The organism is Desulfovibrio simplex, assembly GCF_055387835.1.
In genome coordinates this window covers 1,731,889-1,756,436 of the sequence record NZ_AP042377.1, presented here as the reverse complement: position 1 = coordinate 1,756,436, position 24,548 = coordinate 1,731,889, and the positions used below count along the sequence as shown (strand labels likewise).

At 56.6% G+C, this 24,548-nt stretch carries 13 protein-coding genes; 3 read left to right on the top strand and 10 right to left on the bottom strand.

All coding sequences use genetic code 11. From position 1 onward, the window contains the following. Nucleotides 1-31: 31 nt before the first annotated feature. From groES to ACZ5DH_RS07130, 8 genes are all read right to left on the bottom strand, one after another. Nucleotides 32-319, bottom strand: coding sequence for a co-chaperone GroES (groES, locus tag ACZ5DH_RS07165; RefSeq protein WP_179981316.1), 288 nt, complete (start codon nucleotides 317-319; stop codon nucleotides 32-34). Between the two features lie 579 nt (nucleotides 320-898). Beyond that, on the bottom strand, nucleotides 899-3,715 hold the full coding sequence (locus ACZ5DH_RS07160; RefSeq protein ID WP_464256384.1) for an FAD-binding and (Fe-S)-binding domain-containing protein: 2,817 nt from the start codon (nucleotides 3,713-3,715) through the stop codon (nucleotides 899-901). Between the two features lie 626 nt (nucleotides 3,716-4,341). Continuing rightward, entirely contained in the window at nucleotides 4,342-7,095 is a 2,754-nt protein-coding gene (fdhF, locus tag ACZ5DH_RS07155; RefSeq protein ID WP_464256383.1) for a formate dehydrogenase subunit alpha, read from the bottom strand. 215 nt (nucleotides 7,096-7,310) lie between these two features. Continuing rightward, complete coding sequence (locus ACZ5DH_RS07150; RefSeq protein ID WP_464256382.1) at nucleotides 7,311-9,170, bottom strand: FAD-dependent oxidoreductase; 1,860 nt, start codon at nucleotides 9,168-9,170, stop codon at nucleotides 7,311-7,313. A gap of 326 nt (nucleotides 9,171-9,496) precedes the next feature. After that, nucleotides 9,497-10,273 carry a MetQ/NlpA family ABC transporter substrate-binding protein gene (locus tag ACZ5DH_RS07145; RefSeq protein WP_464256381.1) on the bottom strand — a complete coding sequence of 259 codons (777 nt, stop codon included), beginning with the start codon at nucleotides 10,271-10,273 and terminating at the stop codon, nucleotides 9,497-9,499. Between the two features lie 69 nt (nucleotides 10,274-10,342). Further along, nucleotides 10,343-11,047: a methionine ABC transporter permease gene (locus ACZ5DH_RS07140; protein ID WP_464256380.1), complete on the bottom strand. Its 705-nt coding sequence runs from the start codon at nucleotides 11,045-11,047 to the stop codon at nucleotides 10,343-10,345. Next, nucleotides 11,040-12,029 carry a methionine ABC transporter ATP-binding protein gene (locus ACZ5DH_RS07135; protein WP_464256379.1) on the bottom strand — a complete coding sequence of 330 codons (990 nt, stop codon included), beginning with the start codon at nucleotides 12,027-12,029 and terminating at the stop codon, nucleotides 11,040-11,042. The genes ACZ5DH_RS07140 and ACZ5DH_RS07135 overlap by 8 nt, the downstream gene beginning before the upstream one ends. A 497-nt stretch (nucleotides 12,030-12,526) precedes the next feature. After that, nucleotides 12,527-15,802, bottom strand: a complete 3,276-nt coding sequence (locus tag ACZ5DH_RS07130) for an SNF2-related protein (protein ID WP_464256378.1) — start codon at nucleotides 15,800-15,802, stop codon at nucleotides 12,527-12,529. A gap of 151 nt (nucleotides 15,803-15,953) precedes the next feature. On the opposite strand from ACZ5DH_RS07130, the gene ACZ5DH_RS07125 reads away from it, so the two are divergent. Continuing rightward, the gene (locus tag ACZ5DH_RS07125) at nucleotides 15,954-17,603 is read left to right on the top strand and encodes a peptide-binding protein (protein ID WP_464256377.1); all 1,650 of its coding nucleotides are present in this window, start codon (nucleotides 15,954-15,956) and stop codon (nucleotides 17,601-17,603) included. Nucleotides 17,604-17,795: 192 nt separating this feature from the next. Further along, complete coding sequence (locus ACZ5DH_RS07120; RefSeq protein ID WP_464256376.1) at nucleotides 17,796-19,955, top strand: RelA/SpoT family protein; 2,160 nt, start codon at nucleotides 17,796-17,798, stop codon at nucleotides 19,953-19,955. Nucleotides 19,956-20,518: 563 nt separating this feature from the next. On the opposite strand, the gene ACZ5DH_RS07115 is transcribed toward ACZ5DH_RS07120, so the two are convergent. After that, on the bottom strand, nucleotides 20,519-21,544 hold the full coding sequence (locus tag ACZ5DH_RS07115) for a GlxA family transcriptional regulator (RefSeq protein ID WP_464256375.1): 1,026 nt from the start codon (nucleotides 21,542-21,544) through the stop codon (nucleotides 20,519-20,521). 182 nt (nucleotides 21,545-21,726) lie between these two features. Between ACZ5DH_RS07115 and ACZ5DH_RS07110 the strand changes: the two genes are divergently transcribed. Then, the gene (locus ACZ5DH_RS07110) at nucleotides 21,727-22,551 is read left to right on the top strand and encodes a DJ-1/PfpI family protein (RefSeq protein ID WP_464256374.1); all 825 of its coding nucleotides are present in this window, start codon (nucleotides 21,727-21,729) and stop codon (nucleotides 22,549-22,551) included. 299 nt (nucleotides 22,552-22,850) lie between these two features. Here the strand turns inward: ACZ5DH_RS07110 and ACZ5DH_RS07105 are convergent, their stop codons facing one another. Further along, nucleotides 22,851-24,527 (bottom strand): EAL domain-containing protein, encoded by a 1,677-nt coding sequence (locus tag ACZ5DH_RS07105; RefSeq protein WP_464256373.1) that lies wholly within the window; start codon nucleotides 24,525-24,527, stop codon nucleotides 22,851-22,853. Nucleotides 24,528-24,548 lie beyond the last annotated feature (21 nt).

Genomic DNA, 24,548 nt, shown 5'->3' with positions numbered 1-24,548 from the left:
CCTCCTAGTGGTAATTCGGCAAAGGTGGGAGTTAGTCGATGATGGCGAGAATGTCTTCTTCGCGCATGACCAAATGGTCAACGCCGTCAAGCTTCACTTCAGTACCGGCGTACTTGTTGAACAGCACTTCATCGCCAGCCTTGACGGCCAGAGGGGTGCGCTCGCCATTATCCCCTACCTTGCCGGGACCCACAGCCACAACCTGACCCTTGGAAGGCTTTTCTTTAGCCGTATCAGGGATGAACAGGCCACCGGCGGTCTTTTCTTCGGATTCAAGGCGTTTGACCAGAACACGGTCGTTGAGGGGTTTCAGCTTCATGACGTCAGATCCTCCCGGAAATGTTATTATCGTCCCTCAGGGACACAGCTGTGGACGCAAAATAGCGTACACGCTGGAAATATTGCGCGTAACAAGCCATGTTGAACAGACTGTCCAATCCGGCCCCGCACCGGCATAGAAATAAGACATGCTGGCGGGTTGAAAAGGGGTTGTGTGGAATTTTTTTATATTTTTTTATAACCATATAAAATAACAGTAAATTATATGGTTAAAAAAGTATCCGCACATCCGCTATTTCCGGCATCCGGCCCTTGCGGCAACCCGGCAAGCCGGGACGCCGGACAGCGAATGATCTTCGCGGGCTGTTACGTCCCCGGCACCATACGTGATTGGGTGGCAAAGTAAAGCCCCGTGCAACAACAGGGGCACTGGCCGTTATCTGTTGGCCGCCGCCGTTGGCGGGCCTTTGCGGGCGGCCCCGATGCCGTCGGAGTAACTTTCCTGCTGACCGTGCCCAGGGTTCGCTAAAAAGGCCCGAAAAACGTCACAGGGACCGCTGCGTTTGGCGGCGGTCCCTGTGACGTTTTTATATTGTTTGCCTTATGTGGCCTGTTGCGCTTACGCGCTGGCCTCATCTACCAGGAAGACGATGGAATAGTAGGGAATGCCGCCGTGCAGCGAAAGGCCGATCTGGCATGTACGGCTTGAGGAGTACCCGACCTCGCACGTGCTGACCTGCATGCGCAGGCTCTTGAGCGCGGATTCATTGAGTTCCGGGTGTGTAAAGCCCCGGTCGCCCGCCCAGCCGCAGCAATTGATGCCGTCCGGAACGATGACGTTTTCGGCGCACATTTTGGCGAGCTTTTCAAGTTTGCCCTCAAGGCCCATTTTGCGCACCGAGCAGGTGGCGTGCAGGGCGATGGTTTTGGGCAGCTTGGTGAACTTGAGGCAGCCATCCATCTTTTCAAGAATGAACTCGATGGGCTCCATCAAGGTCAGCGACGGATCAAGGGTTTGCTTCATGTGCAGCAGGCAGGGGCTGGTTTCGCAAAGCACGGGGTATTGCCCGTTGTTGCTGGCCTCCTTCAGGGCGGCCTCCAGTTCCTTTTCCTTTTTGTGGGCGGCGTCGACAAGCCCCTTGCTGGCAAAGGCCATGCCGCAGCAGAGCTTGTCCATATCCTTGGGCAGAATGACATCGTAACCGCCCTTGAGCAGAACACTGATGACCGCTTCCGGCTCAGTGCGGCGATCGGTGTGCTCTTCGCCGGGGCCCATGTTGCGGGCTATGCAGCTTGGAAAGTACACCACTCTTTTGGGATTGGCGCTGTGGGTTTCAGGCAGGCGTATCTTGCTGCCGCCCTTGGGCATGTCCCTGTTCCAGAGAGGAGCCTTGTTGAAGGTGACGCAGCGCAGCAGTCTGGAGCCGTTTTCCATAAAGGTGGTGCCCAGGGCGCGGTGCAGCTTGTCCACACTGTTGAGCGCAAAGGACATGGCCCGGCAGGTTCCGGCAAAGTGGTCGGCAATGCTGTTGGCGACTTTTTTGCTCAGGTTGCCAGCCTCTCTTTTGCGCAGGCTCTTGATGAAGACGCCGGTATCCACTCCAGCGGGGCAGCGGGGGCGGCACAGGCTGTCGGTTGCGCAGGTGGCGTTGCCCATATAGTCGTACTGCTTTTCAAGGTTTTTGAGTTCCTTGCCGCCAGGGGCAACCTCACGCAGGCGGCATATTTCGCGGTAGGCCGTGATGCGCTGGCGCGGGGTAAGGGTGAGATTGCGGGACGGACAGACCGATTCGCAAAAACCGCACTCCATACACTTGTCCACAAGCTCGTCAGCCGGATGCAGGGGCTTGAGGTTCTTGATGTGCCCCTGCGGATCGGGATTTATAAGCACGCCGGGGTTGAGAATGCTCTTGGGGTCCAGCAGGTCCTTGACGGATTTCATGATGCTGTAGGCGGCCGCGCCCCATTCGAGCTCGACAAAGGGGGCCACGTTGCGGCCCGTGCCGTGTTCGGCCTTGAGGGAACCGTCATATTTTTCGGTGATAAGCTTGCAGAAATCGTCCATAAAGGCAGCATAGCGGGCCACTTCAGTGGGCGAGCCAAAGTCCTGCCAGAAAACGAAATGCAGGTTGCCGTCCCTGGCATGGCCGAACAGGGGGGCCACTGTATACCCGTGGCGGGCAAACAGGGCTTGCAGGTCAGTGGCGGCTTCGCCCAGGCGCTCAAGGGGAAAGGCCACGTCTTCAATAACAATGGAGGTGCCCACAGGGCGCATACCGCCCACGGAGGCCAGAATACCCTTACGGATCAGCCACAGCTTGGTGTATTCTTCAGGCTTGTCGGTAAATGCGTGCGGCCGCACGAATTTTACGTCCTTGAAGGCGGCGTTGATGGTGGCGATGTTTTTGTCCAGCTCTTCCTGGGTAGAAGCGCGCGTCTCCACCAGCAGGGAGCAGACGTTGTCGTCAAGGGTATCAAGACCGTCGGGCAGGCCCGGCGTGCCTTCAACAGAGCGCAGAGAAGCCCTGTCCATAAGTTCGGCGGAGGAGACGGGCAGGGTGGCCACGGCAGAAGCCAGGTCACAGGCATCCTTGACCGTGGGCAGCAGCATGAGGGCCGATGCCTTGAACGGCGCTTCTTCCACGGTGCGGTAGGTCACTTCGGCGATAAAGCCCAGGGTGCCTTCAGAACCCACCATGAGGTGTTGCAGGATTTCAAAGGGGTCTTCGTAATCAACCAGGGCGTTGATGCTGTAGCCCGTGGTGTTTTTGATCTTGAACTTGCGGCGGATGCGGTCGGCCAGGGCTGCGTCGCTCATGATCTTGTTTCTGAGAGCGGCGAGGCCGTCAAGGATGTGCCCGTGCGTTCTGGCAAAGGCCGCGCGGCTCTTGGCGTCGGCGGTGTCCAGCAGGGTGCCGTCTGACAGGACCATGCGGGTGGACAGTACTGTTTTGTATGAGTTGTCGGAAGTTCCGCAGCACATCCCGCTGGCGTTGTTGGCAAAAATGCCGCCGATAAAACAGCTGTCGATGGAGGCCGGGTCCGGCCCGATTTTTTTGCCGAATTCCGCCAGTATTTTGTTGGCCCCGGAGCCGATTATGCCGGGCTGAAGCGTGATTTTTTCGGCGTGCTCACCCACGCGCCAGTCGCGCCAGCCCTGGCTGATGCGTACCAGCACGGAATCCGTCACGGCCTGGCCTGAAAGGCTGGTGCCTGCCGCGCGAAAGGTTACGGGCACACGCATGCGATCCGCCACGCCCATAAGCTCAATAATTTCTTCTTCATTAAGCACGTCCACCACAAGCTTGGGGGTAAGGCGGTAGACGCTGGCGTCTGTGCCGTAGGCAAACAGGCGCAGTGGATCAGTATATATCCGATTTTTAGGGATAAAGGCCAAAATGGCGTCATGAAATTCTTTGTGGGGTGATGTCAGCATCAGGAGTCCTCCAGGGCAGGGCGAACCTGCGATGATTTACGGATAGCAGTAACCAAATTACCTATTGTTAATAAAAATCGCTAGTGGAAAAGTTAGGCAAAACGCTAGGAGTCGAAGTGAAAATACAATATTTATGGTATGATATGAGCTTATTTACTAATTTTTCATAGCAAACAGAAGGGTTGCTCCTTCGCCAGGTTCTTGAATGGCAGAAACGATACAAGCACCGGCAACGCCAGGCAGGAATGCTGCCATAGCAAGCATGCCGCGCGCATTTAAGGAAACGCTGATTTATTCCGTTTGGCGGCGTTGCTTCACTTTTTTTGAAACAGTCGAGGACGGAAGAGTCCACTCCTGCTTCAAAAAAAGATCGCGTCTTGCCAAACGAAACAACTGCGCGTTTCCAGGAGGATCTTTAATCAGTGCTTCCTTAACTCATTCCCCCACAAAGTATTTCACGTGAACGTGCTTTCTTTACGGCAACAGGTTTTGTTTCTCTGCGGCGGCAAAGCATCGGCAAAAAAGACGAGACCATGCCGACAGTACTCAGGGGTGGCCTGAGTGCGCGGCATGATCTCGTCGGGTCTGATCTTGTTGATCAGATTATATCGGGCTGTCGGGCCGTGTCAGATTTTTTCGATCTTTACGGCGCAGGCTTTGTATTCAGCCGTCTTGGTAACAGGGTCCATGGCGGGGTTGGTAAGCCAGTTGGCGTTGCTTTCACGGAAGTGAAAGGCCATCCAGACCATTCCGGCAGGCATGTCGTCCGTGACCTTTGCCCGCACCGTCACTGATCCCCGGCGTGAAGACACGCGGATGGTCTCGCCGTCGGCTATCTGCAACCGGGCGGCGTCTGCGGTGGATATGTCCGCCGTGTCGTGGCCCATAAGCGTGTTGAGGCCCTTGCTGCGGCCCGTTTGCGTTCTGGTGTGGTAGTGGTAGAGCCGCCTGCCGGAACTGAGAACAAAGGGGTATTCCGCATCGGCGACTTCTGCCGCCGGTGTCCAGTTGACGGACACAAACAGTCCTTTGCCGCGTGTGAATGCCCCGTCCAAGTGCAGCACCGGGGTTCCGGGATGGTCTTCATGCGGGCAGGGCCATTGCAGGCCATCGCCCTCGATGCGGTGATACTTGATGCCGCGGAATATTTCGGCCACTGCCGATATTTCGTTGTCCCACAGGTCCTGGGCAGAATCCGATTCCCAGTGATGGCCAAAACGGGCAGCCAGTTGCCTGAAAATCCACCAATCCATCCTGGCCTGCCCCGGCGCGGTGCTGGCGGCGCGTACCCGGCTGACGCGGCGTTCGCTGTTGCTGAACGTGCCGTCCTTTTCGCCCCAGGCCGCGGCAGGCAGGATCACATGGGCGAAGCGCGTTGTTTCGTTGGGAAAAATATCCTGCACCACCAGAAACTCCGCAGAGGCCAGGCAGCTTTCCACATGGCCGATATCGGGTTCCGTATTGGCAAGGTTTTCGCCAAATATATACATCGCTCTGATTTTCTTTGATTTGAGGCCATCAAGCATGTCGGGCAGCATCATGCCCGGGCCCGCGGGCAGGGACGTTCCCCAGAATCGTTCCAGGCTTTCCCTGGCGGCCTTGTCGGCAACCTTGCCGTAGCCGGGATAGGTGTCCGGCAGAGCGCCCATATCGCAGGAACCCTGCACATTGTTCTGCCCGCGCAGAGGGTTCACGCCGCCCAATGGCTTGCCCACATTGCCCAGAAGCATTTGCAGCGCCGCGCAGGTCAGCACGTTGTTAACGCCGCAGGTATGCTCTGTAATGCCAAGGGTATAGGCCAGCATGGCGGGTTTAACCGAGGCCAGGTCGCGGGCGGTACGCTCAATGATTTCAGGCGCGATGCCGCAAATGGGCGCGGCCCGCTCCGGCGTGCAGTCGGCCACGTTGCGCCGCAGTTCTTCAAAGCCCAGAGTGTGCCGCGCCACAAAGTGCTTGTCATACAGGTCATCCCTGATGAGCACATGCATGATGGCGTTGAGCAGGGCGATATCCGAACCCACACGCAGCTGCAGGTGGGTTTCCGCCTCCTTGGCGATGTCGGTGCGGCGCGGATCCACGACAATGAGTCGGCACCCATTGCGCACGGCCCGTTTGACGAGGGTTCCGGCCACGGGATGCGCCTCCGTGATATTGGAACCAATGAGTAGAATCATCTTGGCTTCGCCCAGGTGGGCAAAGCTGTTGGTCATCGCACCTGAACCAAACGATGTGGCCAGACCGGCCACAGTGGGGGCGTGTCAGGTACGCGCGCAGTGATCAATATTATTGGTCTTGAACACCGCGCGAAAGAGTTTTTGCATCTGGTAGTTATCTTCGTTGATACTACGGGCGCATGCCACACCGGCCACAGAGTCCGGGCCGTGATTTTCAATCGCCTCAGAAAATTTGGCAGCTATGAGGTCCAGAGCCTCGTCCCATGAGGCCGTCCTGAACGAGCCGTCCTGACGGCGGATAAGGGGCTCGGTGAGCCGTTCCTTGCTGTAGATGAAGTCATAGCCGAAGCGCCCCTTGACGCACAGGCTGCCCTTGTTGGGGCTGCCGTCTTCAACGCCGTTGACCTCAATTATGCGCCCGTCCTTGACGGACAGGTTCAGCTGGCAGCCCACGCCGCAGTAGGGGCAGGTGGTGCGCACCGTGTCTATTTTGTCTTCACGCACGGCAAGGCCATAGGACTTCTTTGCCGTAAGCGCCCCGGTGGGGCATGCCTGAACGCACTCGCCGCAATGGGTGCAGCGTGTGTAGTCCACCAGGGGCCACCAGGATTCTTTTTCAGCCCTGCGGCCGAACTGCGGCGGGATGGCGTCATTGACCTGAATGGCCGAGCAGACCGAGGCGCAGCGTCCGCATTGCACACAGCGGCTGAAGTCGCGCGTGATCATCGGATGGTCGTCATCCAGGGGAAAATGCCCCGGTTCCGGCACAAGGTCCTTGACGGGCACATTGCACTTCATGGTCAATGCCTGGAGCTGGCATTTGCCTTCGGCAGGGCAGGGATGCTCACGATGGGGCATGGCCCCTGCGGCTTTTTGATAGGCGGGCCAGAGGTCGGGAGGCAGTTTGCGCAAAAAGCAGTCGTGACGGCCTTCTGCCACCAGCAGGGATAGAATGTTCTTACGCGTGGCAAGCACCACCGGGGAATCCGTCTCAATGACCATGCCGTCCTCGGCAGGTGAAGAGCAGGCCGGCAGCAGACGGTCGCGCCCCTTTACCTCGACGGAGCAGATGCGGCAGACCTTGCCGTGACCGGTCTTGGGCAGCCAGCACAGCGTGGGAATAAAGACGCCGTGGGCCGCAGCGACATCCAGTATGGTCTGCCCAGGCTGAAAGGCAGCCTGCTTTCCATTAATGGTGACAAACATAGAAACTCCCGTTTGGGCCAGAGTCGGCCCGTCCTACATATTTGCACGACGCGGCCAGTGGCGCGTACGCTCTATATTTAAATTTTTGCGGCCTGCCCTTGGGCTGTGCGTTTCCGGCACGTGGCCCGCAGGGTTTTGCGCCTGAATAACTATGGACAATTACGTCAGCAGGTTTTGCGCGCATCTGTAAAAATCAATGAACTCTGCGCGCATACTCAATGTGCAGTCATGACGACGCGCAGGCAGCGCAGGCAGCGCGACGATTCGCGTACGGCTTCCCACTCCAGCGGGTCTGTTTCCACCTCTGTAAAGCCGTGCAGGCGTTCGCGCAGGGGAATGGCGTGAATGGGCATGGGCGGCGTCGGGTCTTCAAGGGGAACGGAGTCTTCCGTATCCAGCATATTGATGGACATGAGCGCCTGTTCCAGCTTTTCACGCACGGTGGGGCCTTCATCCGTGCCGTTCAGGTGGGCGGCTATGTGAGCGGCCGCACGTTTGCCGGCGGCAAGGGCGGCTATAAGCGAACTTGGGCCTGTAACGCAGTCTCCGCCGCCGAAAAAGCGGGGCAGGGCGCTGACTTCGCCAGTGATGTCGTGCGCGTCCAGCGTGCGGTACTTGTTCAGGGCCCCGTCCTTGCCTTTGAGAATCACTTCCAGAGCCACCTTCTGACCGATGGCATAGACAATGGCGTCACAGGGCAGTTCAAAGTCGGCCCCTTCAACGGGAACAGGGCGGCGGCGGCCGGAGTCGTCCGCAGGGCCAAGCTCCATTTTCTGACACACAAGGCCGGTAACGCGGCCGTCTCTGTTTTCTATGCGCAGCGGGGCTGCCAGAAAGGTGAAAAGAGTGCCTTCTTCCTTGGCTTCTTCAATTTCCACGGGGTCGGCGGGCATTTCCGCCTCGGTGCGGCGGTAGACCACGCGCACTTCCTTGAAGCCGTGGCGCAGCGCCGTGCGCGCGCAGTCCATGGCCACGTTGCCGCCGCCCACCACCACAAGGCGGGTGCCGCTTACGGCCTGTCTGCCCATGGTGGCTTCATGAAGGTAATGGATGCCGCTGAGGTAGCCCTGAGGGCAGCTATCTTCGCCTTCGCAACGCATACCGGGGGCGTGGGGCGCGCCTGCTGCAATAAAGACCGCTTCAAAACCCTCATCGTGCAACTGGTCTACCGAAATGTCGCGTCCAATTTCAACGCCGGTGCGGATTTCACTGCCGGCGGCAGCCACCACGTTTATTTCCCGCGTCAGTACGGATGGCGGCAGGCGAAAATCGGGAATGCCGAATTTGGCCATGCCGCCGCAGACGTCGTGCCGTTCGAAAATGGTGGGCGCGGCTCCCAAATGGGCGAGGTAGTACGCGCAGGACAGCCCGGCAGGCCCGCCGCCGATGATGGCCACTTTTTTGCCACTGGCAGGGGGATTTTTGGAAACAGAGGGCTGATTGAGCGCGGCGTTGTGGTCAAAAAGAAAACGCTTGAGGTTGCGAATGGCCACAGGCTTGCCCTTGAGGCCACGCTTGCAGGCGGATTCACAGGGGCGCTCACACACGCGGCCAATGGTGCCGGGCATGGGGCAGTTGTTCATAACCCGCTCAAGACCTTTGTCAAAACGGCGAAAACGGATGTCTTCAATATAATCAGGAATAGTGACGTGCCCTGGGCAGGCGTTGACGCAGGGGGCGGTAACCATGCTTGTATAGTTGCCGCCAGAGGTCTTTCTGGCCTTGAGCAGTTGCGGGGCCTGTTCCAGCACATCCAGCAGGGGCTGGGGCGAGGTCTGACCTATGTCGCAACGGGCGCTGGCACGAACCATGGCGGCCAGTTCGCGCAGATATTCCAGGTCATCGGCGCGTTCCTGTCCCTGGCACATATCGTCAAGGCGCGCGGCAATGCGTTTGAGACCGCTACGGCAGGGGAAGCACTGGCCGCAGGATTCGCCCGACGCCACGGCATAATATGCGCGCAGCATGTCAAGAACATCAACCGTATTGTCGTTGACCGTCAGGCCGCCCCATCCCATAAAGGCTCTCTGATTTTCAGGGGCCTTTTTTCCTCGCCATGTATCAATCGTCAGCATGGGTATCCTCTGTATCCTTTCTGCCGTGTCGGCGTATGTGTTTATGATAGCGCATCGGCAGCCCGAGGCAAAGACGGCCCGGACGGAAAAAGGTACATCCCGTCTGAGCCGTCTTTATGATGTCATGCGTTTTGAACACTACGAAAGCTTTTTTGTCTTGGCTTCCCTGGGGTTATGTCATGCCTGGCAAGACAGGCGCCCGTAGCGGCATGCAGAATTTTTTGAGCGCGCCAGCATTGAAACTGCCTGTTTCAGTGCCGGAGGTCGTCCCAGGCCCTGGCGGGCGCTGCCCGCGCAGAGGCCCCAGGACGCAAAACAGCGCTGTGCTAGAACGAGGGCATGATGCCTTTGCCCACCAGTTCCTTTTCAATGTACGCCTTGACTTCGGGCGACTGGGCGGCCTTGATGAGGGCCTTGGCCTTGGGGCTGTCCTTGTCGGCTTCGCGCACCACGATGATGTTGGCGTACGGCGATTCGCTGCCTTCAATAACAAGGGCGTCGCGCGCGGGGATAAGACCGGCTTCGCCAGCAAAGTTGGTATTGATGACGGAGGCGGTCACGTCGTCCAGCGTGCGGGGCAGCTGCGCGGCGTCAAGTTCATGAAACTTGAGGCCAAGGGGATTTTCAGTGATGTCGGCCACGGTCACGAGAGCGCCGGGCTTGATCTTGATGATGCCGTTGGCTTCAAGCAGGCGCAGGGCGCGGGCTTCGTTGGTGGGGTCATTGGGCACGGAAACGGCGTCACCCTTCTTGAGGTCGGCCAGCTTCTTGATTTTTTTGGAATACACGCCCAGCGGTTCGATATGCACCTTGCCGATGGACACAAGACCGAGGTTTTTTTCCTTGTTCATGTTGTCGAGGTAGGGGGCATGCTGGAAGAAGTTGGCGAAGAGCTGACCATTGGCCAGGGCCATGTTGGGCTGCACGTAGTCCGTGAATTCCTTGATGACCAGGTTGTAGCCGTCCTTGGCCAGCAGGGGCTTGGCCACAAGCATGATGTCCTTGTGCGGGAAGGGGGTGACGCCGATGACGATGTCTTCGGCGGCAAAGGAAGGAACGGCCAGGGTCAGAATCATGGCCAGAGACAGAAGCAGGCGTTTCATGATGGCTCCTCGCTTGGGTAAGACTGTGCCGGTTGAAGAATCAAGGCCCGCGATGGAAATGGCGGGGCTTTATCGCAGTATCTTGTACAAAACGTTGCAGATGCCCTGTATAAGCAGCACCAGCACACACAGAATGATAACGGAATAGACCATTATATCAACCTGAAAGCGGTTGTAGCCGTATTTTACGGCCAGATCGCCCAGGCCGCCGCCGCCCACGGTGCCGGCCATGGCGGAATATCCAAGCAGGGTAATGGCAATGACCGCGATATTGAGCACTATGGAAGGCAGCGCCTCGGGAAAGAGCACGCGAAAAATGATCTGAGAATTGCTGGCTCCGAAGGACCGGGCCGCTTCGATCACGCCCCTGTCCACCTCAAGAAAGCAGGTTTCGATGAGGCGGGCCACAAAGGGGGCCGCCGCGATGGTGAGGGGTACAATGGCCGCCGCGCTGCCGATGGAGGTGCCCACTACAAGGCGGGTAAAGGGGATGATGGCGATCAACAGAATGATAAAGGGAAAGGAGCGCACCAAGTTCACCACAAAATCCACCACCCTGTAAACCGAGCGGCAGGGGCTCAGGCCAATGGGGTTGGTCACGATCATGAGGATGGCCAGGGCAAAGCCGATGAGCAGTGAAAAGAACGTGGAGAGCATCACCATCTGGAGGGTTTCCCAGGTGGCCAGGAGAATTTCGGGCGTTTTGTCCTGAAGACGATCCCACAGGGGGGCGAAGTCCTGCGCCAGTTGCGCGAGGGTACTCAGATCACTCATGGCTCGCATCCAAAGCTTGTTTCACCGGGTATTCCAGTATTTCCCAATAGAGGTGCTGCTCTTCAAGGTAGCGCAGTACGGCCTCAATGTCCTGATCCTGCACATTGATGATCAGAAAGCCGAAGACATCGTCCAGGTACCGCTCCAGCTTGCCGCCCACAATGGAAAAATCGATGCCAAGGGTCCTTGCCATCTGCGTGATGACGCTCTGCTGCGAGATGACGCGCGGGAACATGAGCCTGATGTTGGTGCCGCCGGGAATGAGCGTGTACTCATTCTCCACAATGGCCTGCATATCCTTGGTGGGCGAAAGAAAAAGGTCTTCGGTCTTGCCCATGGCCACGGTTTTGCCGCCGTCGAGCAGCAGCAGGCTGTGGCAGAGGCGTTTTACCACTTCCATCTGGTGCGTGACCATGATGATGGTCAGGTTAAGCCGCTTGTTGATGTCTTCCAGCAGGTCAAGGATGGATGAGGTGGTCTTGGGATCAAGGGCGGAGGTTGCCTCGTCGCAAAGCAGAATGCTGGGGTTCAGGGCCAGGGCGCGGGCAATGCCCACGCGCTGCTTCTGGCCGCCGCTCAGGCTTTGCACCCTTTGGCGCGCCTTGTCCGTGAGGCCGACGAGGTCCAGCAGTTCCATAACGCGCTTCTCACGGTCGGATTTGTGCCAGAGCTGGAGGGGAAAGGCCACGTTGTCAAAAACGTTCTTGCGGGCCATCAGATTGAAATTCTGAAAGATCATGCCCATCTTGCTTTGCAGCAGGCGCAGGGCGCGGGGCTCAAGCGAGGCCACTTCCACGTCCATAACCCTGACGCTTCCCTCATCATAGGCCTCAAGGCCGTTGAGACACCGCAACAGTGTGGATTTGCCAGCGCCGGAATGGCCGACAATGCCGAAAATTTCGCCCTGCCGTACCTGCATGTTGATGTTCTGCAAAACAACATTGCTGCCGTAGCGCTTGAGAAGATTGCTTACCTGGATCATGCGGCGAATACCTGAGTCTGTTTGTTATAATCCGGGTACCATGCGACATTTGACGCGAAAAGTAAAGGAGGTGCCCGGTTTTCTGCGCTGGCAGCCTGATTGCAGGTCGTACGCCTGCGGCGTGGTCCTGAAACATACCAGACGTGCAGGATGTAATAAAAGCCCCGGCAAGGCCGGGGCTTTTATTACGGAACAGGTATCGTCAGATCGTGGGCAAAAGCCACAGAGCATTTAACCTTTTTCAAAATAGAATGCTCAAAAAAACAATAAAGGTTTTAGGGGGTGGGGGCGTGGGGGAGGGACCCTTTTGCAAAAGGGTCCCTCCCCCACAAAGCATTTCCAGGTCAGTTAGAGCATTTCAACTTTGAAAAAGTGTAAATGCTCTGACGCTGCACGAAAGTGCAGCGCGCCACAACGTGGCGTGGATTCAGCCGAAAATCACATTTTTCGGCTGAATGAACACTTTGAAATGTGAAACATTTCAAAGTTAATCTGCTCTAGACATCAAACAGCATTTCCAGGTCTTCGCGGGTAAGGGACTTCCAGGTGTCCTGGCCGGGAATAATGGCCTCGGCCACGCCGCGCTTTGCTTCCTGAAGCTTGAGTATCTTTTCCTCCACCGTGTTCTGGCAGATGAGCTTGTAGGAAAAGACCTGTCGTGTCTGGCCGATGCGGTGGGTACGGTCCGTGGCCTGACTTTCGACAGCGGGGTTCCACCACGGGTCGTAGTGGATAACGTAGTCCGCCGAGGTAAGGTTGAGGCCCGTGCCACCCGCCTTGAGCGAGATAAGAAAGATGGGGATGTCGGGGCTGTTGTTGAAGCGGTCCACCTGGTCAAAGCGGTCCTTGCTCGCGCCGTCGAGGTAGCAGAAGGGCACCTGCGAGAACTCAAGCCACTGCTTGATGATCTGCAACATCTGGACAAACTGCGAGAAGACCAGCACCTTGTGCCCGCCTTCCACAATTTCCATAATCATGTCCTTGAAAGCATCGAACTTGCCGGAAGGCAGGTTGTTGGAAAAACCGGGCAGATCCAGCTTGAGCAGCCGGGGGTGGCAGCAGATCTGGCGGAGCTTGAGCAGGGCGTCCAGAATGGACATCTGGCTTTTGGCCAAGCCTTTTTCGTCCACATCCGCCAGTACCTGGGCGCGCAGCTTGCGGGCGAGAGCCGCGTACAGTTCTGCCTGGGCGTCTTCGAGGGCGCAGCAGGTGACGCTTTCGACCTTGGGCGGCAGGTCTTTGGCCACTTCGGCCTTGGTGCGGCGCAGAATGAACGGGCGTACGCGGGTGCGCAGGTAATCCAGAGTTTCCGCGTCGCCATCCTTGATGGGTTTGACGATGCCGCGCTGGAATGCGTGCTGCGAGCCGAGGAAGCCCGGCATGAGAAATTCGAACAGGGACCACAGCTCGAAAAGGTTGTTCTCGATGGGCGTGCCTGACAGGCACAACCGCATGCGCGCGTTGATCCGCCGCACGGCTCTTGCAGTTATCGTATTGGGATTCTTGATATTTTGAGCTTCATCAAGAATGACGGTGTTGAATTCGTACTTCTCCATCTCCTCAAGGTCACGACGCAGCAGGGCGTAGGTGGTGATGACGAGGTCAGATGCGGCGATATGCTTGAACATGCCTTCGCGGCGCGTGCCGTAGATGGTCAGAAGCTTGAGGCTGGGTACGAATTTTTCCGCTTCGCGTTCCCAGTTGGGCAAAACGGAGGTGGGCACCACAATGAGGTTGGGGCCGCCGTGGCTGTGCTGCACCATGTGCTGAATGAAGGCGAGGGTCTGCACAGTTTTGCCCAGGCCCATTTCGTCAGCCAGGATGCCGCCAAAGCCGTATTCCGACAAAAAGTTGAGGTACGAAAGGCCCTGCACCTGATAGGCGCGCAGGTTTGCGTTGAGGCCCTTGGGCGGTTCAATGGGACGCACCTCACGGAAAGAGCGTATCTTTTCCCGCAGGTTGTTCCAGAAGGAATCGGTGGCAGCGCCGGGCAGGTCTTCAAGCAGACTGTCCAGCACCGGGGCTTCAAACTGCTTGAATTTGTGCTGCGGCGGCTTGGAGGGGTCGAGGCCGAGGGCGGTCAGCTTGTGCGAAAGCTTTTCAAGCCACGCTTCGGGCAGGCTTGTGTAGGAGCCGTCCTTCAACTGCACATAGCGCTTGCCGCGCGTCCATGCCTTCCAGATTTTTTCCAGGGGCAGGGACTGGCCTTCGTAATCAACGGTGATATCCAGCGAGAACCACTTTTCCTTTTCATTACTGACAACTTCGGCAGTAATATTGGACGTGGCCGTGCGCACCTTGTAGCGCGAAAGCGCTTTTTCGCCGTAAACGCGGTAGTTTTCGACCAGCTTTGGGTAGTGGTCCAGCAGAAAGGCAATGGCTTCTTCCGGCTCAAGAAACCACAGCTTGCTGGAGCGGGCCTGAAAATCCATGCTCGCAAGGTCCGACATGAGCTGGGCTTCCTCATCCTGATGGCGGCGCACCAGGAAGGTCTGGCTGTCATAGGTATAACTGCCGGTCTGGAAGTCGGGGTTGGGCCCGTTGAGCGTGAATTCCCCGTGGCGGGTCTCATAGATATTGTCGATCTCAAGCGTGAGCAGGCTGCCTTCTTCATCCAGGAAGAGCTTGGGATTATACGTGGCGGGCTGAAACACCGGCTCCATCTGCGTGAGGAACTGCTGCGGCTCGTACAGCTCGGAAGCGGGCAGGCGCGTCCACACGCGGTCAAGAAATTCAGAAATTTCCTCGTGCGGCACAACAGGGCGCTCATAGATGAGGTTGCGCACAAGCGAGGGGTAAAGACCCGTCTGCACAGGGTAGAAATTGTGCTGGTAGCAGACCCATAGGGGCATTTGCCCGTGAAACGTGATGGGCGCGTCTTCCGGGGCGGAGCTTTCGTTCTGCGGGTTGCGGCTTTCAGCGGCAGCGCGGCTGGCCGCGCCTGCCCGGATGGGCAGAGGGGGGCGGCCTTCACGCTTGAGCAGCACCTCAAAGCTGAAGCCCGAATCATCCAGAATGGGCTTGAGCTTGAGAGCAAAGGGCGTGCTCTCTATGCGGCAGGGCATGTCCGTATCTTTCCAGAGCAGATAGTATTCCTTGCGCACTGACCAGAAAAACCACGAGGTAAGGCCCTGCGGAATTTCAACCCTGTGACCGTAATAGTCGAGGTGCTGGCCGATCTGGCGGGCCACATGGGGCAATTGCGGGGAAAATTCGCACCATTCGGGGTTGTTGATGATCTGCTCCAGCGTCACCTCATTGTGTACGCTGGACAAACCGGACTTGTTCTGACGTCCGCGAAAGAAGGACACCAGAAGGCGGCCCTGTTCCGGTTCAAAGCGAAAGATCAGATAGTGACGGCCCGGCTCGGCCTCCATATCGGTAGAAAAAAAGTTCCGGAAGCTCTGCTTCCAGTCTGTGCTTGGCGGCGGGCTTTCTTCAGCGTCGCCCTGTTCTTTGCGCAGCTCTTCCACAAGGCGCAGGCCGAGGGCCGCCACATGACGGCATATGCCGGTGAAAGCGTCGGAGCAGTTGCACTGGTGGCGCGTGCTGCGGTCGGTGATGGTCAGGCTCAGGCTGGGCGTGTAGACCTGCAGGTCATCGCCCTGGATAACGCCTTGCACGTCCCAGGTCTCGCCTTCCTGAATATTTATTTTTTGCACCTCGCCTTCGGACAGTATATAGTACGCTGCGTCGCGTATGTATTCCGGCACGCTGTCGTGCAAAAAAGCTTGGCACATTTCGCGAACGACGCTTTGTTCTGATCGGCTCATGCGTTCCCCAAAAAACCTCTGTCAGACATTTTGAATTTTTCAATGACAGGGCGCTGTTATGATGTTTGCGATAAATAGCACAGGTGGGGGGTCGAAAGCAATATGAAGCTTCAGGATTATGGAAAAAATAAATTTTGAGTGGGCAAACAGTATGTTGGGTATAATTGCCAGGGTTGTGGGAGCATTCTTACTAGCTGTTTTCACGGGATCTTTTTTTGCCTCGGCTTGCTTGGCGGACGAAGTCATTTCCGAAGAAAACAAGTGGGGCAGCCCTGTTGACGGCGGCCGCATCCTTTTTGGCAGCATAGGCGAAGCCTCGAATCTGATACCGTATCTTACCGCGGATTCGGCCTCGCATGAGGTGGCCGACCTTATTTATGTGGCGCCCCTGCGCTATAATAAAGACCTTCAGGTTGAGCCGTGGGCCGCCGAGAGCTGGAGCATGGAAGACGAGGGGAGGCTCATGCGGTTTACCCTGCGTAGGGGCATCCTGTGGGAAGACGGCGTGGAGCTCACCACCGCAGATGTGGCCTATACCTGCAAGGTTGTGGCTGATCCGGCCACCGGCAGCCCGTACGCCGAAGATTTTTCACGCATCAAGGATTTTCGCATTATCGACCGGTATACCTTTGAGGTCGAGTATGAGCATTTTTTTGCGCGCTCCGTCTCCACCTGGATGCAACCCATACTGCCACGTCATTTGCTGGAAGGACAGAACATTCGCAATACGCCCTTTTCGCGCAGGCCTGTGGGGGCGGGGCCGTACCGCCTGAAATCCTGGGAACCGGGCAGCCGCATCATTCTTGAAGCCTCGCCAAGCTATTTTGCGGGCAAGCCCCATATAAACGAGGTCGTATACCGCATCATTCCCGACAACGCCACTATGTTTATGGAAACCCGCGCCGGGCGGCTTGACGTCATGGGCCTCTCGCCGCTGCAATACCTGCGGCAGACGTCCGGCCCGGTCTTTGAGCGTGAGTTCAACAAATTCCGCTATCTGGATTCTTCTTATGTTTTTTTGGGGTTCAACCTGCAACATCCCTTTTTCAAGGATGTGCGGGTGCGCCGGGCCATATCGCAGGCCATCGACCGTGAGAGCATCATTCAGGGTGTGCTGATGGGGCAGGGCATACCTGCCTTTGGGCCCTTCAAGCCCGGGGTCTGGGCCTACCACCCCACCCTGAAGCCCATGCCGCAAAATGTCGCCGCCGCGCGCGCCCTGCTGGCCGAGGCCGGTTTTACGGACAGTGACGGCGACGGCCTGCTGGACAAGGACGGCAAGCCTTTTTCTTTCACCATTCTGACCAATCAGGGCAACGAGCAGCGTATCCTTACCGCCACGGTCATGCAGTCGCAGTTGCGGGCCGTGGGCATTGACGTGCGCATCCGCACGGTTGAATGGGCCGCATTTATCAGAGAGTTTGTCAACAAAGGCCGTTTTGACGCCATAATCCTCGGCTGGACCATCCCGCAGGACCCGGATATCTATCAGGTCTGGCATTCGTCGCAGGCTTTTGAGGGTGGCCTTAACTTTACCTACTACAAAAATCCCGAAGTGGACAGACTGCTGGAAGAGGCGCGTTCAACGCCAGATCAGGATACGCGTGCGAAATTGTATTTTCGCATGCAGGAAATACTGGATGCGGAGCAGCCTTACTGTTTTCTCTTTGTGCCCTATGCCCTGCCCGTTGTGCAAAAGCGCTTTCAGGGCGTTAAACCTGCGCTTGCAGGCATAATGTACAACTTTGAAAAGTGGTGGGTGCCCAAAAAATTGCAGGGGTACAGCCTGACGCCAGAGTAGTCCTGTTTTGTGACTGTACGGTGACAGCGCGACTGTATTTCGGCCCGGCAAGGTTTCAACCTTGCCGGGCTTTTAGCCGGGTTTGAGGAAGCGCGCGTTTTTTCGCGCCGCTTGTGACGTTGACAAGGCTGAGCAACTAAGAACATAGTCAAAAACATTATAAAGATATTACGCCCCGGATGGGACTTACGCATGATTCGTATACAGGAAATTCTCGACAAGGTTGCGGCGCATAACCCCAGCGCTGATCTGGAGCTTATCCAGAAGGCCTACGTGTTTGCCGCTACCGCCCATGTCGGGCAGACGCGCCTTTCCGGCGAGCCCTATCTGTCCCATCCTCTGGCCGTGGCCGATACCCTGGCTGAAATGGGATTTGACGAGGCCACGGTGGCCGCTGGCCTGCTGCACGATACGGTGGAGGACACCAAGGCCACCATCGAAGAGCTGGATGAAAATTTTGGCGAGGATGTGGCCGATATTGTTGACGGCGTCACCAAGATCAGCATGATTCCCTTTGAAAACAAGGAGGAAGCGCAGGCAGAGAACATCCGCAAGATGATCCTGGCCATGAGCCACGACATGCGGGTTCTCATGGTCAAGCTTGCCGACCGCCTGCACAACATGCGCACCCTTGATTTTCAGAAAGCTCACAAACAAAAGCGTATCGCCCAGGAAACCATGGATATTTACGCCCCGCTGGCCAACCGCCTGGGGCTGTATGTTCTTAAACGCGACCTGGAAGACCTGAGCTTCAAATATCTGCGGCCAGACATTTACAATCAGATCGACCACTGGCTGGACAAGCATCAGGTAGTGGAAAAACAGATCATTGCCAAGGTTGTTGACCTCATCAGGGATCTGTTGGCCTCCAACGGCATTGATGGACAGGTGTACGGGCGCATCAAACACAAGTACAGCATCTACAAAAAGATGCAGTCGCAGTCTCTCAGCCTGGACGAAATGCACGATATTATGGCGTTTCGTGTGCTTGTTAAGGATATCAAGGACTGCTACGCTGCGCTGGGGCTCGTGCATTCGCAGTGGCGGCCAGTACACGGACGGTTCAAAGACTATATCTCGATGCCCAAAACCAACGGATATCAGAGCCTGCACACAACCGTCATCGGTCCCGAGGGTGAGCGCATCGAAATCCAGATTCGTACTGAAGACATGCACCGACAGGCTGAACACGGTGTGGCCGCGCACTGGCTGTACAAGGAAAAAGGCCGCGTCAACAGTAAAGACCTGGAGCAGTTTGGCTGGCTACGAGAAATTTTTGAACGGCAGAGCGAAGAAACCGACTCGCGCGAGTTCATGCATTCGCTCAAAATGGATCTCTTTAAAGACGAGGTATATGTCTATACCCCGGCGGGTGATGTAAAGGAACTGCCTGAAGGCGCGACGCCTCTGGATTTTGCCTTTATCATCCACTCCAAGGTCGGGCAGCACTGTGCGGGCGCAAAGGTCAACGGCCGTCTCATGCCTCTGGGTACGGAGCTGAAAAACGGCGATATTGTTGAAATTGTTACTGACCCGAGCCGTAATCCCAACCGGGACTGGCTCAAGATAGTCAAGACCGCCAGGGCGCGCAGCCGTATTCAACACTACCTGCGCACCGAGGAACGCGCCCATGCCGTAAGCCTTGGGCGTGACATGCTGGAAAAAGAAGGTCGCAAGGTCAGCCTTAATGTGAACAAGGCCATCAAGGAAGGGCATATGGCCCTGGTGGCCCAGGAAATGAATTTTGAAGGAGTGGATGATCTGGTGGCCTCGGTGGGCTACGCCCACACCACGCCGCGCAAGGTGCTCAACAAGCTGTACGCTGTTCTGCATCCTGATGAAGTCGCAGCCGCGCCCGCCACTCCCACTGTCAAGGAAAGCAAGGAGGCCGCGACCCGCAAGACCGAGGGCGTGGGAATTTCCGGCGTGGACGGCGTGCTCATGCGCTTTGCCAAGTGCTGTAACCCTGTGCCCGGCGACCCCATCATAGGCTATATCAGCCGGGGGCTCGGCATCAGCGTGCACCGGGCGGACTGCCCCAATGTGGCCAATATGGAGCCGGAACGGCTCATTTCCGTCCATTGGGACGGTGCTGAAGAAAAGCCCTATGAATCCGGTATCTTCATCATTGCCAAGAATGAACATGGCGTGCTGGCCCTGGTGGCGCAGATACTTGCCAAAAATAACGTGAACATTACCGGCCTGAGCATGGACAACCTGGTGGATGGCCGCGCTAAACTGCGGTTCACAGTCGAGGTGCTTGACACCACGCAGCTCTACCAGCTCATCGAGGCCATCAGGGCTCTGCCCCCCATTCTGGAAGTGGTGCGGGATACGGAAGACACAAAATAGGCATTTTTCGCAAGATGCTCTTCGTGGCCCGCGGTGTAGCGACACCGCGGGCCATGTTTTATTTATGGATCTGTCAATTGCAGGTGCACACTCCAGATAAGATACATTCCGCGATGGAGTTCTGCCTGAAAGACGTTGGCCCTGGAACCCCCGCTTCATATCAGAAAACACGTTGTACACTGCTGGAGCAGATTACCTTTGCGAATATACATTCTCAAAGTTTACGACACGCTCACTTCGGCGTTTAACCGCGCAGATAAACTTGCGCTTACGCCTCCGTAGCGAACGTCTGCTCACGCAGCAGTCAGAGCAATTTAAAAGTTACATTGCTCTGACATACAATAAAGATTTTAGAGCATTGTAACTTTGAAAAAGTGTACATGCTCTGACGCTGCACGAGAGTGCAGCGCGCCACAACGTGGCGTGGATTCAGCCGAAAATCGCATTTTTCGGCTGATGAAAACTTTGGAATATGAAGCAATTAAAAGTTAATCTGCTATAGAGGGTGGGGGCATGGGGGAGGAGATCCTTTTGCAAAAGGGTCTCCTCCCCCACAAGCCATTTCAACGTGACCGCAGAAGTCCAGGCGGCGGCAGCGCTGCACTGGACGCCTGGGGCCGGTTGGGCTCTGTGGGGCAAACGGCATGCGTTTTTCTCCAGGCTGTGGGGCTTGTACCCACGATGCGGCGAAAGTGCTCTCTAAGTGATGTTGCTGAACCAAACCCCGTGATGGAAGCAATCTCTTCCACAGAGAGCGCGCTTGATTCAAGAAGCACCTGCGAGCGCCGGATGCGCGCCATGGTCAGCCAGGCCATGGGCGGTACGCCTGTCTGCTCCTGAAATTTTCTGTTCAGGGTTCTCGCGCTCATGTGCGCCTCCCGGCATATCCGCCGCACGGTCAGATTCCGGTGCATGTTTTCCTGCAGCCACAGCAACAGGGCCGACAGACTGCCATCGGAATCCGGAGCGGCGTGCCGTATGAATTGCCGGTGCCCGCCGTCTCTTTCAATGGGCACAACAAACAATGTGGCAAGTCTTTCCGCGGCAGTGGCGCCCAAGTCTTTTCGTACCATATGCAAACAAAGATCAATGCCGGAAGAAAGCCCGGCTGATGTAAGTATCTGGCCGTTATCGCAATACAATATGTCCGGTTCAACCTTTACCAGCGGGTATCTTGCGGCAAGTTCTTTAACAAGCGCCCAGTGCGTTGTCGCGGATATGCCGTTCAGCAGGCCCGCCGCAGCCAGAATACAGGCCCCGGTGCAGATGGACGCCAGCCTGACGCCTGCCGAATACGCATGGCCGAGGGCCTCAAGCACAGAAGGGTTATTGAAGGAAAATGGCTGGACAATGCCGGGAATGATAATGGTATCCATATCCTGCATGGAAGAAAGCGACAGTATTCTTGTGATGTTGAATTGTTCGGAGGCAACGGCTTTCTTGTCTCCAACAAACGATATTTCGTAGGCTTCTTTTCCATCTGCTGCTGTCGCCATGGAAAACATTTCGTAAGGAACGCTGCAGTCAAAAGGAACAAAACCATCAAGCGCAAGGATGCCTATGCGATGTCTTGAGCAATGTGGTCTCATGGCAATGCCTCTGGTGGTGTGCGGTGTGTAAAAGCGTTGCTTCTGTACTCCGGAAGAAGGAATAAGCCAACCAGCGGGGCGGCCGGTGGCAATATCCCGTCGCTGATTGGCACGACAGGAGCTTTTTCATGCCCGAACCTGTGGTATTTTCTTTAATCATTACTCCAATAAAGGAAGGACCCATGACAAAAAACGATGCTGCCCTTTCCACAACCCCTGGCACAGAAACGTCCCTGCCGGGAGCTTCTGCCGCACAAGGTGAAGCAGGCCGGCTTTTCGCTGATTCTCAGGCCGTGACAAGGCTCCCGCACATATCTTTCGTGCTCTATGACGGAATGACCGCGCTGGACCTGATCGGCCCGGCAGAGGTGCTTGCCGGGGCGCAATTCAGGGTCGACTATGTCTGGCGAAGCAAAGACCCGGTCCGAGCCGAAAGCCAGGCCGACAAGGAGCTGCGCCTGTTGCCCACAGCCACCTTTGCCGACATCAGCGAAACAGACATTCTGTGCGTGCCCGGCACGAGCGATCCGTACAAACAGATGTTGCAGAAAGACATGCTGGAGTGGCTGGCCGCTGTGGGGCGCAACGCCACATGGGTGACCAGCGTCTGCACCGGATCTTTTCTGCTTGGCGCTGCCGGACTGCTGAAGGGGTACAGGGCCACGACCCACTGGACGCTTTTGGATCAGCTGTCTTATTTTGGGGCTATCCCTGAAAACGCGCGTGTTGTTCATGACCGCAACCGCGTCACCGGGGCCGGGGTGACGTCGGGCATAGACTTTGGATTGACGCTGCTTTCGCTCATTGCCGGGCAGGAGGCTGCCGCAGCGAAACAGCTGGTTCTGGAGTACGATCCGGCTCCGCCATTTTCAAGCGGTTCGCCCGCAGTGGCTTCACCGGCGCTTACTGCTTCGGTCAAGGCGCAGTATACGGCCCATATCAAGGAAAAGATGCCCTATGCGCAAACCTGCCTTGAAGATGCCGCCTTGCGGTTGGGTGTCATCTGACGGTAGCGGCGGGGCCAGACATATACAAAGGGTGCGGTTCGCGGCTTGCTGGAAGTTTTCGGGCGCGCCGTGGCCCTTAAAGTATTTGACCTTTTTCAAAATCAAAATGCTCTAAAATACATTAAAAGTTTTAGGGGGTGGGGGCGTGGGGGAGGGACTCTTTTGCAAAAGGGTTCTCTCCCGCAAAGCATTTCAACGTGAAGCCGCTTCGAACCATGCCAATGAAAAAAACCGGAACGCCAGCGCGTTTCGGGCCGTAAAATTGGGGGGGACAGCGGCAGATCCGCCGCCATGCCGCGTCAGGTACGGCGAAGCGGTGAAAATCTTTCACGAAAATCCATTATTTCGTCCTGGATTTTCATATCAAGCTCGTTGAGGTGCATCTCGGGGCGGCCAAGATAGTACCCCTGTACATAGTCAAAGCCCATGCGCATGACGCTGGCAAGTTCATCAGAGGTTTCCACGCCCTCTGCAAGGCTCAGAATCCCTTTTGAACGGCAATAGTTCAGCAGGCCAGAGAGAAGGTCTTTCTGCGACGCTGACGTGTTGTGGATGGATTTGATAAAAAACCGGTCGATTTTCAGAATGTCGGGTGAAAGATTGATGAGCCTGAGGATGTTTGAATGCCCGCAGCCAAAATCGTCCAGGGCCACCTGGGTGGACATTTCTGTACGAAAGTCTTTGACCTGCTGCGCCAGCGAGCTTTCCACCGTGGCCGTTTCAAGGATTTCAAAGACTATGTTTTTGCATATGGCTTTATATTTCGGATGGATGGTGCGCAATTTAGCCGGATTGAAAAAATGCGTGGAGATAGTGTTGAAAAAAATCTTTCTTTCTCCAAGCTGGCGGCGATGGCTGTAGACCCATTCAAAAATCAATTCAAACGTGATTTTTTCAAGCTGAAGGAGCTTGGACTGGTTTTCGGCAAGCGCGAGTATGTCCAGCGGGCTGGAAAAATCCGGTATTGTCGGACGCATCAGCGCTTCATAGCCGACGATCCGGGCATCATGCAGGCTTACAATGGGCTGAAAGGCAAAGCGTAGCATCTTGCCGTCGATCAGCTCATTCAACTTTTCCTGCCTGCCCAGCACATTGGCCTTTGTGCGGTATATTTCGGGGGAGAACCGCATCAGGGTTCCCCTGTTACGGCTTTTGACCTCAAGCTGCGCATGGTAGGCGCAGTTCATGAGGATATCGCTTTCAAGAGCGTCGTGGGGATAGACGGCGGCGCCGCTTGAGGCCCGTATCCATACTTCGTCGTCGCGCAGCATGATGCGGGTGTTGAGCAGGGTTTTCAGGCAACCTTGCGCAAAGCCGAAGGCGTCAGCCTCGTTGCTGAAGCCATGAGCATAAACGGCAAACTCGTTGCCAGCCAGACGCGCAAGCTGGGTTGTGCCGTAGGTGCATGCCTCCAGCACCTCCGCAACCCTGTTGAGGTAGAGGTCGCCATTGTCATAGCCGTAGGCGTCATTGATATACTTGATGTTGTCCAGCTCGCAGCAAAAGAGCACTCCGATGCCGTCGGGGTGTTCCTGAAGAATATCGCGAACCGAGCGTACAAAAGCTTTGCGGTTGAGAAGACCTGTTTCGACATCATGGCTTTTGTCGTACTCGGCCTGCTCTTTGAGGGTGGCCGCCTGGCTTATGACGAATTCAAGCCCTTCGGACAGGTCGCCCATATAGTCGCTGGGCAACGCGGGATAGCCCGCGGTCGCCATCAGCATCTGCCGCGCGAGACGCTTGAGGTTCACGTGCAGCGTCTGGAGTTCGGCGGCAAAAGGGTTTGAAGGCCCAGGCGGAGAAGCGGATAGATTCCCCTTCGCAAGTTCCGCCGCGTAGCTTTTTGCTTCTGCGAGGGCCTTGGTTACCTGACAAAGCTTTTCAGCCTGCGGTGAGGTACTGGACTGGCAGAATGCCTCCAGTGCCTCATCATACTGACCGTGCAGTAATTTATCCAGACCACGCTCTATCTGCATCCTTGCCTCAAGAAATGTGCT

Coding starts and splice junctions, on each gene's coding strand:
- groES (WP_179981316.1), bottom strand. CDS start 319: ATGAAGCTGAAACCCCTCAACGACCGTGTTCTGGTCAAACGCCTTGAA.
- ACZ5DH_RS07160 (WP_464256384.1), bottom strand. CDS start 3,715: ATGCTGACATCACCCCACAAAGAATTTCATGACGCCATTTTGGCCTTT.
- ACZ5DH_RS07150 (WP_464256382.1), bottom strand. CDS start 9,170: ATGCTGACGATTGATACATGGCGAGGAAAAAAGGCCCCTGAAAATCAG.
- ACZ5DH_RS07145 (WP_464256381.1), bottom strand. CDS start 10,273: ATGAAACGCCTGCTTCTGTCTCTGGCCATGATTCTGACCCTGGCCGTT.
- ACZ5DH_RS07140 (WP_464256380.1), bottom strand. CDS start 11,047: ATGAGTGATCTGAGTACCCTCGCGCAACTGGCGCAGGACTTCGCCCCC.
- ACZ5DH_RS07135 (WP_464256379.1), bottom strand. CDS start 12,029: ATGATCCAGGTAAGCAATCTTCTCAAGCGCTACGGCAGCAATGTTGTT.
- ACZ5DH_RS07130 (WP_464256378.1), bottom strand. CDS start 15,802: ATGAGCCGATCAGAACAAAGCGTCGTTCGCGAAATGTGCCAAGCTTTT.
- ACZ5DH_RS07125 (WP_464256377.1), top strand. CDS start 15,954: ATGTTGGGTATAATTGCCAGGGTTGTGGGAGCATTCTTACTAGCTGTT.
- ACZ5DH_RS07120 (WP_464256376.1), top strand. CDS start 17,796: ATGATTCGTATACAGGAAATTCTCGACAAGGTTGCGGCGCATAACCCC.
- ACZ5DH_RS07115 (WP_464256375.1), bottom strand. CDS start 21,544: ATGAGACCACATTGCTCAAGACATCGCATAGGCATCCTTGCGCTTGAT.
- ACZ5DH_RS07110 (WP_464256374.1), top strand. CDS start 21,727: ATGACAAAAAACGATGCTGCCCTTTCCACAACCCCTGGCACAGAAACG.
- ACZ5DH_RS07105 (WP_464256373.1), bottom strand. CDS start 24,527: ATGCAGATAGAGCGTGGTCTGGATAAATTACTGCACGGTCAGTATGAT.